Annotated in this window: 12 protein-coding genes; 9 read left to right on the forward strand and 3 right to left on the reverse strand. The window is 43.8% G+C overall.

Annotated features, from left to right (window positions below; translation table 11 throughout):
- The first annotated feature begins 5 nt into the window (after nucleotides 1–5).
- The 4 genes from ACOAOT_RS04990 to ACOAOT_RS05005 all read left to right on the forward strand — a co-directional run bounded on the left by ACOAOT_RS04990 (nucleotide 6) and on the right by ACOAOT_RS05005 (nucleotide 5,094).
- Nucleotides 6–1,355, forward strand: coding sequence for an ABC transporter substrate-binding protein (locus ACOAOT_RS04990; protein WP_420215966.1), 1,350 nt, complete (start codon nucleotides 6–8; stop codon nucleotides 1,353–1,355).
- Between the two features lie 80 nt (nucleotides 1,356–1,435).
- On the forward strand, nucleotides 1,436–2,308 hold the full coding sequence (locus ACOAOT_RS04995; protein WP_420215967.1) for a carbohydrate ABC transporter permease: 873 nt from the start codon (nucleotides 1,436–1,438) through the stop codon (nucleotides 2,306–2,308).
- Nucleotides 2,309–2,319: 11 nt separating this feature from the next.
- Nucleotides 2,320–3,195 carry a carbohydrate ABC transporter permease gene (locus ACOAOT_RS05000; RefSeq protein ID WP_420215968.1) on the forward strand — a complete coding sequence of 292 codons (876 nt, stop codon included), beginning with the start codon at nucleotides 2,320–2,322 and terminating at the stop codon, nucleotides 3,193–3,195.
- Nucleotides 3,196–3,201: 6 nt separating this feature from the next.
- Nucleotides 3,202–5,094, forward strand: coding sequence for a sialate O-acetylesterase (locus tag ACOAOT_RS05005; protein WP_420215969.1), 1,893 nt, complete (start codon nucleotides 3,202–3,204; stop codon nucleotides 5,092–5,094).
- 23 nt (nucleotides 5,095–5,117) lie between these two features.
- Here ACOAOT_RS05005 and ACOAOT_RS05010 read toward each other — a convergent pair whose 3' ends face one another.
- From ACOAOT_RS05010 to ACOAOT_RS05020, 3 genes are all read right to left on the reverse strand, one after another.
- Nucleotides 5,118–5,912, reverse strand: a complete 795-nt coding sequence (locus ACOAOT_RS05010; RefSeq protein ID WP_420215970.1) for a MerR family transcriptional regulator — start codon at nucleotides 5,910–5,912, stop codon at nucleotides 5,118–5,120.
- A 106-nt stretch (nucleotides 5,913–6,018) separates the two neighbouring features.
- Complete coding sequence (gene asnB, locus ACOAOT_RS05015) at nucleotides 6,019–7,869, reverse strand: asparagine synthase (glutamine-hydrolyzing) (protein ID WP_420215971.1); 1,851 nt, start codon at nucleotides 7,867–7,869, stop codon at nucleotides 6,019–6,021.
- A 26-nt stretch (nucleotides 7,870–7,895) separates the two neighbouring features.
- The gene (locus tag ACOAOT_RS05020; protein ID WP_420215972.1) at nucleotides 7,896–9,266 is read right to left on the reverse strand and encodes a citrate transporter; all 1,371 of its coding nucleotides are present in this window, start codon (nucleotides 9,264–9,266) and stop codon (nucleotides 7,896–7,898) included.
- A 128-nt stretch (nucleotides 9,267–9,394) separates the two neighbouring features.
- Between ACOAOT_RS05020 and ACOAOT_RS05025 the strand changes: the two genes are divergently transcribed.
- The 5 genes from ACOAOT_RS05025 (at nucleotide 9,395) to ACOAOT_RS05045 (ending at nucleotide 15,757) form a co-directional block, all read left to right on the forward strand.
- Nucleotides 9,395–11,245, forward strand: a complete 1,851-nt coding sequence (locus tag ACOAOT_RS05025) for an ATP-dependent nuclease (protein WP_420215973.1) — start codon at nucleotides 9,395–9,397, stop codon at nucleotides 11,243–11,245.
- Between the two features lie 107 nt (nucleotides 11,246–11,352).
- On the forward strand, nucleotides 11,353–12,876 hold the full coding sequence (gene xylB, locus ACOAOT_RS05030) for a xylulokinase (protein WP_420215974.1): 1,524 nt from the start codon (nucleotides 11,353–11,355) through the stop codon (nucleotides 12,874–12,876).
- A 38-nt stretch (nucleotides 12,877–12,914) separates the two neighbouring features.
- Nucleotides 12,915–13,568 carry a fructose-6-phosphate aldolase gene (gene fsa / locus ACOAOT_RS05035; protein WP_420215975.1) on the forward strand — a complete coding sequence of 218 codons (654 nt, stop codon included), beginning with the start codon at nucleotides 12,915–12,917 and terminating at the stop codon, nucleotides 13,566–13,568.
- Between the two features lie 20 nt (nucleotides 13,569–13,588).
- Entirely contained in the window at nucleotides 13,589–14,215 is a 627-nt protein-coding gene (locus ACOAOT_RS05040; RefSeq protein WP_420215976.1) for a DUF4867 family protein, read from the forward strand.
- Nucleotides 14,216–14,275: 60 nt separating this feature from the next.
- The gene (locus ACOAOT_RS05045; protein WP_420215977.1) at nucleotides 14,276–15,757 is read left to right on the forward strand and encodes an L-fucose/L-arabinose isomerase family protein; all 1,482 of its coding nucleotides are present in this window, start codon (nucleotides 14,276–14,278) and stop codon (nucleotides 15,755–15,757) included.
- The last annotated feature ends 557 nt before the right edge of the window (nucleotides 15,758–16,314 follow it).

Raw genomic sequence — 16,314 nt, forward strand, 5'->3', positions numbered from 1 at the left:
TAGAAATGGGTATGAGGAAAACAACAGGTATGATGTGTGCTGCGTTACTTGCAGCCAGTATGCTGGCAACCGGATGCAGCAGTAAGACCGCAGAGCCGGCTAAAGGAGAAACAGCAGGAAAAGATGCAGGGGGAGAGGTGGCTTTAAATTTTTCCTGGTGGGGAAATGATGACCGTCACCAGGCGACTCAGAAAGCAATTGATGCGTTTAATACCGCTCATGCAGGAAAAATCAAAGTAACAGGAGAGCCATCCGGCTTTGGTAATCTGGAAGAGACATTTGCCACCCGTTACGCAGGAGGGACTGCAGCGGACATCATGACAGTAAACTATCCATGGGTTCTTCAGTACAGCCCCGACGGCAAAGGATTTTATGATCTGGATCAGGTAAAGGACATCTTTGATTTCAGCCAGTATGATCCGGAATTTTTAAAATTTGGTCAGAGAGCAGGTAAGATGCAGGTAATTCCATATGGTCAGAATACCCTTGGATTTTATTTGAACAAGTCTGCATTTGAAAGAGCCGGAATCAAGGAGCTTCCAAAGACCTTTGACGAATATAAGAAAGCGGCAGAAGCATTTACAAAAGCAGATCCCAACTCTTATTTAATCGTCAGCCCCACATTCCGTTTTGCTGCCATCTACTATCTGCAGCAAAAGACAGGCAAGGGAGAGTTTGCCGATGATTTAAGCATGAATTATACACAGGAAGATTATAAAGATGCGCTGATCTGGTATAAAGATCTGGCAGATGCCCATGTATTCTGCTCCAGAAAAGACTACATTGAAAATGTAGGCAATGAGCCTGTTAGTATCGCTCAGAACGCTAAATTTATCAACGGCGGTTATGCCGGCGTCTTAGAATGGACCGGCGGAATTGCTTCCAATGCCAAGACCTTATCAGATAAAGGCGACCAGCTGGCGATTGCACCGCTTCCAGTAATTGATGGTGCAAAATTTGAGGGAACTATGGCAAAGCCATCTTTAACCTTTGCAATTTCCAAGGATTCCAAAAATCCAAAGGCTGCCGCAGAATTCTTACAGTATATCTTAAACGATCCGGAAGGAACAAAATTAATGGGTTCCACCAGAGGAATGGTTGCTTCAAAGGCAGCAAAAGCCTCCCTGGAAGCAGACGGTCAGATTACCGGTGTTGTAAAAGATGCTTATGACTTTACTGCCAATGCAAAAGTAATCAATAACTCTCCGATTTTTGAGAATGCCAAATTTACAGACGCATACGACAAAAATTACGAGAAATTCGAATTTGGACAGAGCAGTGCAGATGATGCAGCAAAAGCAATCTTTGATGCTATCAGCGAGGAAAATGCCAAGCTGAAAGAGCAATACAAATAATAGCAGAAAAAACTGCTGGTTAAGTCGTCACGCAGAGGAGTGAGATTCTTCTGCGTGACTGAATCGAAGGAGGGAGCTTTTTGAAACATAGTAAAATTGGATTGTTATATATTCTTCCATGGCTGGCAGGTATAATATTCTTAACATTATATCCTTTTGTGAATGCACTTGTTATCAGCTTTACTGATTATAATCTTGTACGGAAACCCAACTTTGTAGGATTCGCAAATTATATAGATCTGTTCCGGAATGCTGATTTTCGGTCAACTCTGACTGCTACTATAAAGTACACAATATTTACCGTACCACTTCAGCTTTCCTTTGCTTTGTTTATTGCCTATATCTTAAATTTTCAGCTGAAGGGCATTAATTTTTATCGTACTGCTTATTATATTCCGTCTTTACTGGGAGGAAATGTTGCAGTTGCAGTGCTTTGGCGGTTTTTATTTCAGCAAGATGGTTTTATCAACCGTTTTATCGGTATTTTTGGAGCGGCTCCCATACCATGGTTATCTTCACCAAATGGAGCAATGTCTGTCATTGTTTTATTGAAAGTCTGGCAGTTTGGGTCTTCCATGCTGATCTTTCTGGCGGCATTAAAAGATGTGCCACAGGAACTGTATGAGGCAGCAAGTGTGGATGGATCTTCAAGGCTTTATTCTTTTTTCCGGATTACTATTCCGCTCATTACACCCACCATTTTCTTTAATCTGGTCATGCAGATGGTAAATGCCTTCCAGGAATTTAACGGTCCCTATCTGGTCACCGGAAGAGGTCCGCTAAATGCGACTTATCTGACCTCTATGTATATTTATGACAATGCCTTTAAGTTTTTTAACATGGGGTATGCAAGTGCGGCCAGCTGGCTCTTATTTATCATTATCATGGCTGTAACAGCAATTCTCTTCGCCACACAGAACAAATGGGTATTTTATTCTGACGAAGGGAACTAAGGAGGGGACATATGAACGGATTAAGTAAGTTAGAAAGACGCAGGCACCGTCGGAATTTAATCAGTGCATTGATACGTTATGGGATATTGACAGCAGTGGCACTTGTGATGATCTATCCCATTCTCTGGCTGGTAGGCGCGACTTTTAAAACAAATAATGAAATATTTACGACGGTCGGTTTTATTCCCAAAAGAATAGACTTTACTCCGTACATAGAAGGCTGGAAGACGAGAACCCAGTTTACATTTACAACCTTCTTTCTCAATACGTTTCAGTACGTAATACCAAAGATTCTGTTCTGCCTGATATCCAGCACCCTGGTTGCTTATGGGTTTGCCAGATTTCAGTTTCCATTTAAGAAATTTTTATTTTCTTTACTTATGGCAACCATGTTTCTCCCGGCAGTGGTAACAAGAATACCTCTTTATCTGCTTTGGAAGAATCTTGGACTTTTAGATACTTATGTTCCATTGGTTGCACCTACTATATTTGCCAATGAACCATTCTTTGTTTTCATGCTGATTCAGTTTCTCCGGTCCATTCCCACCTATCTTGATGAGGCGGCTACTGTGGATGGATGTAATTCCTTTGAGATCCTGATTCGCATTCTGCTGCCTGCCTTAAAACCGGCAATTGTCAGCTGTACCATTTTCCAGTTTATCTGGAGCTTTAACGATTTTTTAGGGCCCCTTATTTATGTCACCAGTTTATCCAAGTATCCGGTAGCGCTGGCACTAAAGATGTCTATCGATCAAAGCAGTGGAATTGTGGAATGGAATCAGATTCTTGCCATGTCATTTCTTGCTCTGCTTCCTGCTCTGATCCTGTTTTTTGCAGCTCAGAAGTATTTTGTGGAAGGAATCACTTCTACCGGTGCGAAAGGATAGGTGTCTATGCAAAATAAGGAAAAACGGCTTATGCTTCCCAAACTGATCAGCCAAGGCTGTGTCCTGCAGACTGGAGAGAGAACAAGAATCTGGGGCCTTGCTGCTCCGGATGAAGGCATCTTACTGCGGCTTTTGGACCAGGAAATCAGCTGTAGGGCAGATGGAGACGGAAACTGGGAAGCTTACTTTCATCACTTACAGCCAGGCGGACCCTTTATCATGGAATTGTCCGGGGAATCCGGTGAGACAATTCAGGTGTCAGATGTTTATCTGGGGGAGGTATTCATCTGCAGCGGCCAGTCCAATATGGAACTGCCCATGAACCGGGTAAAGGACCGGTATCCCATAGAGTTTGAAAAACAGGGGGATGCCAGATTCCGGCTGTATAAAGTAAAAGAAAACTATGAATTTCATGGGCCTTTAAAGGATCACGTGGAAGCTTCATGGAAGGAATGTTCTCCTGATACCATTGGAGAATTTTCCGCTGTCTCTTATTTCTTCGGAAAATTTATGCGGGAGAATAGAAATGTGCCCATTGGCCTTATTAATGTAAGCCTTGGCGGATCTTCTGTAGAAGCCTGGATGGGAGAAGAAGCGGTCAGTCAGTATCCGGATATGAAGAAAGAGCTGGAGCTCTGCCAGAATCAGAAGCTTTTAGAGGAAAAAATGGCAGGGCAGACAAAGGCTCATGAGGACTGGTATGAGACGGTAAGAGATTTAGAAAAAAGCATGGACTGGAACGGTAACAGCTGGAAGGAAGTGACTCTTCCGGCCTTTTTAAAGGATTTCGGACTGGATCATTTTAATGGAGTCATCTGGTTTCGTAAGCGGATTATGCTGCCTGGACATCTGGAGGGGAAGAAGGCAAGACTCTGGCTGGGAACCATGGTAGACAGCGACAGAACCTATGTAAACGGCGTTCTGGTGGGAGAGACCGGATACCAGTATCCGCCCAGGAAATACAACGTTCCGGAAGGTGTGCTAAAAGCAGGGGAAAATGAGATCCGCATCTGCCTGGTGTGTGAGAATGGGGCAGGAAGAGTAACCCCAGACAAGATTTACGCCTTATTTGCAGAGGAGGAAGTCATTGTCTTAGATGGCAGATGGGAGTACCAAAGCAGGGCGGTGGGTGAACCTGCGCCCAGAGTGGACTTAATGTCCCAGAAACCGACCGGGCTTTATAACGGGATGCTGGCACCCTGTTTTCCCTATCTGGTAAAAGGCGTTTTATGGTATCAGGGAGAGAGCAATGACGAGAGACCGGATTCCTATGAGGAACGGCTGCAGCAGATGATTCTTCTTTGGAGAAAGATGTGGAAGGAAGAGTGTCTGCCCTTTGTAATTGCCCAGCTGCCTAATTTTTCCATTGATTTAGAGGACAAAAACGATGCCTGGCCAAGGATCAGGGAAGCACAGAGAAAAGCGGGCGGATTAAAGAATGTGGCAGTTACGGTAAATCTGGATTTAGGGGAAGATAACGACCTTCACCCGCTTAATAAGCGGGAGGTAGCTTACCGTATGTCGCTGGCAGTAAGAGCCATGATTTACGGGGAGCGTGTAATCTTTAGAGGTCCATGGCTATCGGATTTTGATGTGTCAGATCAATGGATTACCCTGATTTTTGAGACAGAAGATAAAAAAGGTCTTGTAATCCGCAAAGGAACAGGACTGGAAGAGTTTGAGATTGCAGGTTCAGACGGAATTTATTATTCTGTGACAGGAGAAATAAATGAGAATCTGGTCCGAATCCACAGCAGTAAGGTAAAACAGCCGGTTTTCTTCCGGTACTGCTGGTCCAATGCTCCAAAGAAAGGCCTTTTATACAATGAAGCGGGTCTGCCTGCTTCTCCTTTTGAAATTTCAACGTTATCATACAAAAAGTCCCGGTCCGGCCAATAGCCAAACGGGACTTTTTGTATGAATTACTGAGAAACAGGAAGATACAGTTCCAGATAATGAATGGTTTTATCTGAATCCCCTTCTGTTTCCTCTTCTTTTTGCTGTTCTGGTGCGCAGCCCATGACAGGGCCGCAGTAAGCAGTTCCTGTGAGAGAATAACCCTGTTCCTTAGCCCACTCAGCTGCCTTTAGCATCTTCTCTTCATCAGGAACAAGAGAGTGGGACGCAAGAACGGTGTAAACACAGGTTTCCCACTTCAGGACAGGAAAGCGTTTCAGATCAGGATTCAGCCTCATCACTGAGGAAGTTTCTTCTGAAAGAAGAAAAAATTCGTCCCGGAGTTTCACTTGTTTTCCCTTAATTATGTATTCCTGGAATGGAGCACATAAGTCAGGGATTCCAAGGCGGTTGATCTCTTCGCAGTCCTTGATCCTGTAGTGGGTAAGAAGCGGTTTGGTCTGGTATCGGTCCAGACCCTGCTTCACGTTATCGTAAGTGATTTTCAACAGATTTAAATGCACCAGCGACTGCCGGTGAAGTTCCAGCTGTTGTTTTTCTTCTGTAATTTTTTTCTGAATCATGGAGCGGCTTGAATGAATGGAACTTTTATAAAGAATCCGCTCAATGTCTTCCAGGCTGAAATTAAGTCTGCGGTAATACATAATGCTTAACAGCCTGCTAATGTCATCATAGGTATAGCTTCGGTAACCATTTTCCTCTTTTTTCGGCTGTATGATACCCTTTTTTTCGTAAAAGCGAAGGGTATCGCGGCTTAAACCTAACCGAAGGGAGACTTCTCCAATGCTGTACTTCTTCATGCTAATTCCTCGCGTTCAGTCTGTTATTGCCACTGTTATTCTATCACAAATTGCGACAAATTTCCCTTACGGTTTTCTTTCTATGCTTACAAAATACTAACAGAATCTATACAATTCCAATGGAGTATATCTCCAGCCAGTAATTAATCTGGAGAAGATAGGCAAGCATCTGGGGGCCTGCCATTAACTGCCCATACCAGGGCTTTCCATAATCGGAAGGCTTTGCCAGAAAATGCTCCAGCTTATTTTTATCAAGGAATTCCATAACTGGCGCTTTGCTATCAGACATCATTTCCCGGACTCTGGTTATAAGAAGGGCTTCGTAATTGGTATCATAAGTTTTGGGGTAGGGAGATTTTCTGCGGAAAAGAATTTCATCTGGTAAAAGTCCCTTGCCTGCCTGACGAAGGAGGTTCTTCACCACTCCGTCTCTTGTCTTCATATCCCAGGGAACGTTCCATACGTATTCAATAATCCGGTGGTCTGCAAAGGGAACTCTGGCTTCCAGCCCGGAATACATGCTGTCCCGGTCCATACGGTTTAACAGTGTCTGCATAAACCAGCGCAGGTTCAGATAGGAAATCTCCCGCCTTCTGGCTTCTGTTGGACTGTCTTCTACCAGTAAGGGAGTCTCAGCAACTGATTTTTCATAGGTTTCCATTACATATTCATCCATATTTAAATAATTTAAAAATTCGTCATTCAGCAAGGACTTACGGGGCTGCAGATCCATGGTCCAGGGGAATGCATGGGCTTTAAAACAATCTTCTCTGTGAAACCATGGATAACCCCCAAAGATTTCATCGGCGCATTCTCCAGTTAAAGTCACCTTATTATGGGGTTTCACCATAGAACAGAAATGAAGCATGGAGGAATCAATATCTCCCATAGCAGGCAGATCGTGGGCCATAACGGAATCGTAAAGCCGGTCTGCCTGGGTCAGATTGTCACACTCCAGATAGTGATGGTCAGAATCCAGAAACTTTACCATCAGATCCACAAATGGCCGGTCCTGTGAGGGCTGAAAAGCACTGGCTTTAAAATACTGATCGTTATTTACAAAATCAAAGGAAAAGGTATTTAGCCTTCGGCCCTGTTTTTTCAGCTCTGCGGCACAGACTGCAGACACAATGCTGGAATCCACGCCTCCTGACAAGAAGGTGCAGATAGGCACATCAGAAACCATCTGCCGTTTAATGGAGTCCGTGACTAAAAATGAAGTTTTTTCTATGGTTTCCTCGTAGCTGTCCTCATGGGGATGGCTTTCCAGCTTCCAGTAGGCTTTCAAATGGAAGCCTTGCTGAGAGCAAAGAAGCATATGCCCCGGCAGCAATTCCTTCATGTCTTTGAAAACTCCGCAGCCCGGAGTGCGGGCAGGTCCGATGGAAAATACTTCATTTAATCCCTTTTTATCCAGGTAAGGACGGATACCCGGATAGGCAAAAATCCCTTTCAGTTCGGAGGCAAAGATAATTTCATCATCCCGCACGGTATAAAACAAGGGTTTTACACCGGCACGGTCCCTGCATAAACAGAGGCATTCCCGGTACGGATCCTGTATGGCGTAGGCGAAGATCCCATTTAGCTGTCTGGCAAAATCAGGACCATATTCCATGTAGCCGGTAAGGATGACCTCTGTGTCGCAGGTAGTGTCAAAAGAGTGGCCTTTTTTAATTAAATCATTGCGCAGTTCTTCGGTATTATAGATTTCTCCGTTATATACAATGCAAAACGTTTTCCCTGCTTCCGTTTTTTTCATGGGCTGGCTGCCGTTTGTTAAGTCAATAATGGATAAACGGGCGTGGGAGAGTCCTCCATGCTCAAATAGCCAGGTGCCGGACGCATCCGGTCCCCGGTGTCTTTGAATGGCAGCCATATCCTCCAGCACGTGGGTGTAATAGGATTTATCTTTTAAGTAATCCCGGTTTGAGTTATAGAATCCGGAAATTCCACACATAATGACTCCTCCTTTGGGTGAATCGTTTATAAGAGAAAACAGGCTACAAGGAACGTTGCGGCAAATCCGATGAAAACGGGCAGCAGATTTTTTCTGGCAAGTTCCAGAGGATTGACGCTGCATATGGCTGCGACAGGTATCAGTCCCCAGGGAACGATGGTGCCGCCTCCAACGTAAATTGCTGTGATCTGTCCCAGAGAGGCTAAAATGGGTACTGAGGCATGAACAGCAGAGCCCAGAGTTCCTGCAAGAGCGCCGGTTAAGGGAAGACCGGAAAAGCCGGATCCATCAAGACCGGTGAGACTTCCAACGGCCATCTGCAGGACTGCGGCCATATATTTGTTAAGAGGCGTATTGCGGGCCAGCCAGATTGCCCAGTCATTTAATATGCCCCTTTGGAACTGATCACCCAGAATATGAGAAATTCCGTCTCCTCCTAAAAAGAAAAATGCCCCGATGATTATAACGGGAGCAAATATCCGTATAGCGAAAAGAAAACCGTCGGTTACATAGAGGGTGACCTTTTCCAGCGCATGAACTCCAAAACCTGAAAAAGCGCCGATGCACATGATAAGGACTGCAGTTCCTGAAACCAGACTGGTAGCATCGCCTCCCTTTAAATCAAAGACAAGCATCAGAATGATATCGGCAGCAAAGAGCAGGGGGGTAATAAAAGCCATGATAATGCCGGAAAGTCCCGGCTTGTGCTGAGGCTGTGTATCCTGTATGCTTACCTGGCTGCAGCATGCGGAGATTTGTTTCCTGTTTAACACATATGCGCTGACTGCGGTGACAATGCCCATAACCAGGAAAAGGGGGCGGCCTTTTGTTAAAATATCGGAAGCGGAGATAGAAGCAGCTCCTGCGGAAATGGAAGGAGCACCCTGAATGACCAGGTCATAGCTTAAGGCAAAACCGTGTCCGAATAAATTCATTGCCATGGCGGCTGCCAGCGGGTCCAGTCCGGCTTTTAAGGCAAAAGGAAGCATAATTGCGCCGATTAAAGCCACGGAAGGAGAGGGCCAGAGAAACAGGGAAAAAAGAAACATGGTAAAGCCCAGAATCCACCAGGTAACCGAAGGCGATCTCATCACCTTAGACATGGGAATCATCATGATGTAGTCACTGCCTAAATCCTTTAAGCATTTTGACAAAGCGGTAATTAAAGCAATGGTTGCAATAATTTCCGTAAATTCCTTTGCTGCAAACACAATGGCCTTAAATACGGTCATAATACCGCCGGTTATGGTTCCAAGCCCCACGACGCCAATCAGGAATAAAAAGGCGATGCAGACAAAAGGAGTATCCCGCCGTAAAATCATCACTGTGAGTATTGTAAGAACGCCTGCCAGGTAAAGGTAATGCAAGGGCGTAAGCACCAGATTGGTATCAATCATAGGAATCACTCCTGGGAAATAATATAATCTATTGTATGAGGCAAGGGAACGGCCAGTGTGATTTTTTAAGAGGAACTTGAATTTTTCAGTTCAGGCTTTTATACTGGATTCTATAAAGGAGATATCTTATGCAGATTATTTCGGTTCATATTAAGAATTTTAAGTCAATTGAGGACATGGAGATTACGGACATTGAAAATGCCCTGATCCTGGTGGGAAAGAACAATACCGGAAAAACAGGAATCCTGGATGCCATAAGGGCTGCAGCCAATGGGTATGATGTAACAAAAGAGGATTTTAACGAGAAAAAACAGAAAATCGAGATTATTATGACTCTGGCAATCACCCAGGAGGATTTAGAATTATTTCACCGCGCGGGAATTGTCAGTCAGTATAAGCGGTTTGATACCTGGCTTCACGATTTTATGACAAAGCTTCCTTCTTATCAGGAAGGAAAATTATCCTTTACCTTTCAGGCCAGCTGGAACGGAGAAACCAGGTTCTTTGACGGTTATCATAAAAATAACCGGTATATCAAAGAAGTCATCCCCAGACTGTACTATATCGATTCCCAGAGAGAGCTGAATCAGTTTCAGAATGATCTCCTGCTTTTTCAGGAAGATGACCAGCTGTCCAGGCTAAGAAATCATGTCTGTATCTTTGACAGTGCCAGAGCGTGCAGCCAGTGTTTTCAGTGTATCGGACTGATTAATCAGAAGAAGCCGGAAGAACTGGCAGTGTATGAAACAGCCAAGCTTTTGGAATATAAGATGTACCAGCTGAATTTAAATGATTTTGCTGCCAGAGTCAATGAGAATTATAGAAAGAACGGCGGGTATGAAGAAATCCGTTTTTCCCTGGTCTGCGATCCCAATGAGATGTTTAAGGTGACGGCAGAAACCTATCATGAGGAACGGGAGAAAACAAGTCCCATCAGTAATTTAAGCAACGGCATGAGAAGTTTATACATGTTGTCCCTTCTGGAAGCATATACAGAGGATGGGAAGAGAATTCCCAATATTATCATTGTAGAGGATCCGGAGATCTTTCTTCACCCACAGCTTCAGAAGGCTTCCAGTGAGATCCTGTACCGTTTATCCAAAAAGAATCAGGTTATTTTCACCACTCATTCCCCCAATATGCTGTTTAATTTCACCAGACGGCAGATCCGGCAGGTGGTTCTTGACCGGGGAGGATATTCGGTAGTTAAGGAGAAAACGGATATTGATGTGATTTTAGATGATCTGGGGTACGGTGCAATCGACCTTTTAGGTGTAAGCTTTGTATTTATAGTGGAAGGAAAGCAGGACAAGAGCAGACTTCCCCTATTACTTGAGAAGTATTATTCGGAGATCTATGACAAAGAAGGAAATCTGTCCAGAATTTCCATCATCACCACCAACAGCTGTACCAATATCAAAACCTATGCCAATTTAAAATATATGAATCAGGTTTATTTACGGGATCAGTTTCTGATGATTCGGGATGGGGATGGAAAAGATCCGGAGGAGCTGGCGGGGGAACTGTGCCGGTATTACGATGAAAGGGGCAGGGACGAGATTGACCGGCTGCCTAAGGTGACCAGAAGGAATGTGCTTATATTAAAATATTATTCCTTTGAAAACTATTTCTTTAATCCAAAGATCATGGAACAGCTGGGAATTGTGGAGAGTGAGGACGCATTTTACCGGATATTATTTGAAAAATGGAATGAGTATCTTCACCGGCTAAAAAGCGGAAAACAGTTTCTGGAGGCAGTGGGAAAGAACATGGAAAGTCCGGAAGAATTAAAGGAGTATATGGAAGAATTCAAACTATATATGCGCGGCCACAATCTGTTTGACATCTTCTACGGACCCTATAAAAAACAGGAGGGAGAGATTTTAAGAAGATATATTGATCTGGCTCCAAGAGAGGATTTTAAAGATATACTGGATGCTACGGACCGGTTCGTATATTTTGAAAACAGAAAAATGTAAAAATAAAAAAAGGCAAGAAAGTGCTATTACTTGGACAAATAAAAGCACGCTTTTTTACGTCATTTATATTATAATCAGGGTAAGAGATTTTACCAGGAGGTAAGAGGATGAATTATCTGATAGGGATCGATGTGGGAACATCGGCAACAAAGACCGTTCTGTTTGATGAGAAAGGACAGGTAGTGGTTTCAGCCTCCAGAGAGTATCCGCTTTACCAGCCGGAGAATGGCTGGGCGGAGCAAAAGCCGGAGGATTGGCGGGATGCAGTTCTGGAGACGATTTCCCAGGTAGTAAAGGAATCCAGAGTTTCAAAAGAGGATATTAAGGGAATTGGTTTATCCGGTCAGATGCATGGTCTTGTCATGCTTGATGAGAAGAATGAAGTGATTCGCCCCTCCATTATCTGGTGCGACCAGAGAACTGGTGCGGAGGTAGAAGATATGCTTTCCATTATGCCCAGAGAACGGTGGATTGAGATTACCGCAAACCCGCCCTTAACTGGCTGGACAGCAGCCAAGATCTTATGGGTTAAGAAGAATGAGCCGGAGAATTACAGCCGGTGCAGACATATTCTTCTGCCCAAGGATTACATAAGGTTTGTACTCACTGGAAACTACGCCACAGAGGTGTCTGATGCCAGCGGTATGCAGCTTCTTGATGTACCAGGCAGATGCTGGTCAGAAGAAGTTCTTGAAAAGCTGGATATTGATCCGGCACTTTTAGGTAAGGTATATGAATCCTGTGAAGTGACTGGCACGGTTCTTCCTGAGATTGCCGGGAAGACAGGTTTATCTGAGGAGACTAAAGTAGTCGGCGGAGCTGGAGATAATGCGGCTGCGGCAGTAGGTACCGGTGTGGTTAAGGATGGAACTGCCTTTACGACAATCGGAACCTCTGGTGTGGTATTTGCCCACAGCAGCCAGGTTACCATTGATCCCAAGGGAAGAGTTCATACCTGTTGCTGCGCCGTACCAGGTGCCTGGCATGTGATGGGGGTAACCCAGGGAGCAGGTCTTTCTTTAAAGTGGTTTAAGGATCAGTTCTGCGGGGATTATGTGAAGGAAGCAGAAAAAGAGAAGATTGATGTCTATGACATTATCAATAAAGAAGTTGCACAGGTGGAAGCCGGCAGCGGGCGGCTCTTATATCTTCCTTACCTGATGGGAGAGAGGACACCCCATCTTGATCCGGACTGCAGAGGAGTATTTTTCGGTCTTTCTGCCATACACACAAGGGCGAATATGCTGCGTGCCGTTATGGAGGGAGTTTCCTATTCCTTAAGCGACTGCAATGACATTCTAAAAGAGATGGGAATTGATGTGGAGCAGATGATGGCGTGCGGAGGCGGAGGCAAAAGTCCGGTATGGCGTCAGATGCTTGCAGATATGTATGAGTGCAGTGTAAAAACAGTGGCTCAGACGGAAGGACCGGCCTTAGGGGTGGCGATTCTTGCAGGAGTGGGCTGCGGCTTATATGAGAGTGTGGAAGCTGCCTGTGAAGCACTGATCTGTGAAGACAAATCAACGGAGCCTGATGCAGAAAAATCAGAGAAATATAAACATTATCACCAGCTTTACAAGAAGCTTTATGAGGATTTAAAAGGCAGTTATAAGATACTGGCAGGTTTATAAATCATAGGTTTACCAACAGAAAGCAGGAGGATTGGAACATGCGTTTTTTTATTGATACGGCAAATGTGGAAGAGATCAGAATGGCAGATGAGATGGGAATTATATGCGGAGTAACTACGAATCCATCTCTGATTGCAAAGGAAGGACGTATTTTTAAAGAAGTAATTGCGGAAATTGCTTCTATCGTAGACGGCCCCATAAGCGGAGAAGTGAAAGCGACAACTACGGATGCAAAGGGCATGATCGAAGAGGGTAGGGATATTGCGGCAATCCACCCCAATATGGTAGTGAAGATTCCTATGACTCCGGAAGGCTTAAAGGCCGTTAAGGTTCTTCATTCCGAAGGAATCAAAACCAATGTTACTCTTGTATTTTCCTGCGCTCAGGCTCTTCTTGCTGCAAGAGCAGGTGCAACTTATGTATCACCATTTTTAGGTCGTCTTGATGATATTTCCATGCCTGGAATTGATTTAATCAGTGATATTATGGAGATTTTCCAGATTCATGGAATTGAGACCGAGATCATCGCAGCCAGTGTGCGCAATCCCATTCATGTGATTGACTGCGCAAAGGCTGGAGCGGACATTGCTACAGTTCCTTATAAGGTACTTCTGCAGATGACAGGTCATCCGTTAACAGATCAGGGAATCGAGAAGTTTAAGAAGGATTATCTGGCGGTTTTCGGAGAATAAATGAAAAGAGAGGGATTATTATGGGATTAGACATAAAACCAGTAACCGATCCGGCCTTTCGTGCTTATGGAAAGGTTGTAACGGGGTACGAAATTGGTGATCTTCTGGAGAAGATGGAGCATACTCCTCTTCCGGAAGATGTGACATACGTTGCTTCTGTACAAGAACTGGAAGCACTTCCTGTCTGCAAAGAGATGGAGAAGAATTTATACGGACAGATGCCGATACAGGTTGGGTTTTGTAATGGTCACAATAAGAAGTTAAATGCTGCGGAGTATCACAGGAATTCCGAGATTAACATTGCTGCCACTGATCTGGTGCTGATTCTTGGAAAACAGCAGGAGATTACGCCGGAATACACCTATGATTCAGGTAATATGGAAGCATTTCTTATTCCAAAGGGAACGGTAGTGGAAGTTTATGCTACAACCCTTCATTATGCACCCTGCCATACAGAGGAAGGCGGTTTCCGTTGTGTGGTAATTCTTCCCCAGGGAACCAATACTGATTTATCACCTCTTGATAAGGCAGTAAACAAAGAGGATACGCTGTTGTTTGCAAAGAACAAATGGCTGATCGGACATGAAGAGGGTGGTCTTCCAGAAGAAGCCTATATTGGTATCACAGGAGAAAATCTTACTATTTAAAGAATGATAAAAAAGGATGGGCTTAAAAGAAAGCCTTAAGATAACAGGAGGAGTCATAATATGAATAATATCCCGGAATTAAAAGTAGGTATCGTTGCAGTCAGCAGAGATTGTTTCCCGGAGACATTGTCTGTAAACAGAAGGAAAGCTCTGGTTGAAGCTTATGGAGCAAAGTATGATGCCGCCAATATTTATGAGTGTCCAGTATGTATCGTAGAAAGCGAAATACATATGGTACAGGCATTGGAAGATGTTAAAAATGCAGGCTGTAATGCACTGGTTGTTTATCTTGGTAACTTTGGACCGGAGATTTCCGAAACCCTTCTTGCAAAACATTTTGACGGCCCGGTTATGTTTATTGCAGCTGCGGAGGAAAGCGGAGACAGTTTAACCCAGGGCAGAGGAGATGCTTACTGCGGAATGTTAAACGCAAGCTATAATTTAAAGCTGAGAAACATTAAAGCATATATCCCCGAATATCCAGTTGGAACAGCCGCAGAATGTGCAGATATGATAGAGGAATTCCTTCCAATCGCCAGATCCTTAGTAGGTCTTTCCAGCTTAAAGATCATCAGCTTTGGACCGCGCCCATTAAACTTCCTGGCTTGCAATGCTCCAATTAAACAGCTTTATAATCTGGGCGTTGAGATTGAGGAAAACTCAGAACTTGATTTATTTGAAGCGTTTAATAAGCATGCAGGAGATCCCAGAATTCCTGATGTAGTAAAAGATATGGAAGCAGAATTAGGAGAAGGAAATAAAAAACCGGACATTCTTCCAAAACTTGCTCAGTATGAGCTGACTTTATTAGACTGGGTAGAGCAGCACAGAGGATATCGTAAGTATGTTGCCATTGCCGGAAAATGCTGGCCTGCATTCCAGACTCAGTTTGGCTTTGTTCCCTGCTATGTAAACAGCCGCTTAACCGGAATGGGTATTCCTGTATCCTGTGAAGTTGATATCTACGGAGCACTCAGTGAGTTTATCGGTACCTGTGTGAGCTTAGATGCTGTAACCCTTCTTGATATTAACAATACGGTTCCGGATGATATGTATGAAGGCGATATCAAAGGAAAGCACAATTATACACACCAGGATACTTTTATGGGATTCCACTGCGGAAATACCTGCTCCAGAAAGCTTTCCTCATGTTCCATGAAATATCAGATGATTATGGCAAGAGCCCTTCCGGAAGAGGTGACTCAGGGAACATTGGAGGGAGATATTCTTCCAGGAGACATCACATTCTTCCGTTTACAGAGCACTGCAGATAATATTCTTCGTGCTTATGTTGCCCAGGGTGAAGTACTTCCTGTAGCAACCCGTTCCTTCGGTTCCATTGGAATCTTTGCGATTCCAGAGATGGGAAGGTTCTACCGCCATGTGCTGATCGAGAAGAATTTCCCACATCATGGAGCGGTTGCATTTGGACATTATGGTAAAGCTTTATTTGAAATATTTAAATACCTTGGTGTGGAAGAGATTGGATTTAACCAGCCTAAGGGAATGCTTTACAAGACTGAAAATCCATTTTCTTTATAATCGACCGGAAAAGATTTTGTTATAATAAAGAATAAAGAGGCAGGAGGAAAGCTATCCGTTTCGGATAGGACTTACCTCCTGTTTTTGATTGTTATATTGTCCTCTGATATCGTACCATAGTCATGCATTTCGTATTATGGAGGAGTGTGGCAGAGACGATTACATTCAAGCTCATTAAAACGACAAAACAACGACTTTTAGGGCTTGCCCTGATACTAATCTCCTTTGCAGTAATTGCACTTGCATAGACTGGGACAACCCCGGAGGAGTGTGACGTGACAGTCATATTGATTACCTTGCTCCTAAGTATATACGCAATGGTCACAAAGTCGGAAGCGTAAATATATGGCATCTGCTACTACCAGGGTGGTATAACGCCTTCAGGAGACTCTTAGGATTACATCTATGAAATGGGTTTCTTTTTCCTGGTTTCTTAAAAAGATTATTGTGCTTATATATAGAAAGATTTTACAAAAACAGTTTTTTAGATAAAAAACATATAATAAATACAATTTTAAAATGAATGCGTCACAAGACAAAAAATAATTTTATTCTAT

This window comes from Lacrimispora struthionigena (assembly GCF_048627165.1).
GTDB lineage: Bacteria > Bacillota > Clostridia > Lachnospirales > Lachnospiraceae > Lacrimispora.

Coding starts and splice junctions, on each gene's coding strand:
- fsa (WP_420215975.1), top strand. CDS start 12,915: ATGCGTTTTTTTATTGATACGGCAAATGTGGAAGAGATCAGAATGGCA.
- ACOAOT_RS05010 (WP_420215970.1), bottom strand. CDS start 5,912: ATGAAGAAGTACAGCATTGGAGAAGTCTCCCTTCGGTTAGGTTTAAGC.
- ACOAOT_RS05000 (WP_420215968.1), top strand. CDS start 2,320: ATGAACGGATTAAGTAAGTTAGAAAGACGCAGGCACCGTCGGAATTTA.
- ACOAOT_RS04990 (WP_420215966.1), top strand. CDS start 6: ATGGGTATGAGGAAAACAACAGGTATGATGTGTGCTGCGTTACTTGCA.
- ACOAOT_RS05025 (WP_420215973.1), top strand. CDS start 9,395: ATGCAGATTATTTCGGTTCATATTAAGAATTTTAAGTCAATTGAGGAC.
- ACOAOT_RS05040 (WP_420215976.1), top strand. CDS start 13,589: ATGGGATTAGACATAAAACCAGTAACCGATCCGGCCTTTCGTGCTTAT.
- xylB (WP_420215974.1), top strand. CDS start 11,353: ATGAATTATCTGATAGGGATCGATGTGGGAACATCGGCAACAAAGACC.
- ACOAOT_RS05020 (WP_420215972.1), bottom strand. CDS start 9,266: ATGATTGATACCAATCTGGTGCTTACGCCCTTGCATTACCTTTACCTG.
- asnB (WP_420215971.1), bottom strand. CDS start 7,869: ATGTGTGGAATTTCCGGATTCTATAACTCAAACCGGGATTACTTAAAA.
- ACOAOT_RS05045 (WP_420215977.1), top strand. CDS start 14,276: ATGAATAATATCCCGGAATTAAAAGTAGGTATCGTTGCAGTCAGCAGA.
- ACOAOT_RS05005 (WP_420215969.1), top strand. CDS start 3,202: ATGCAAAATAAGGAAAAACGGCTTATGCTTCCCAAACTGATCAGCCAA.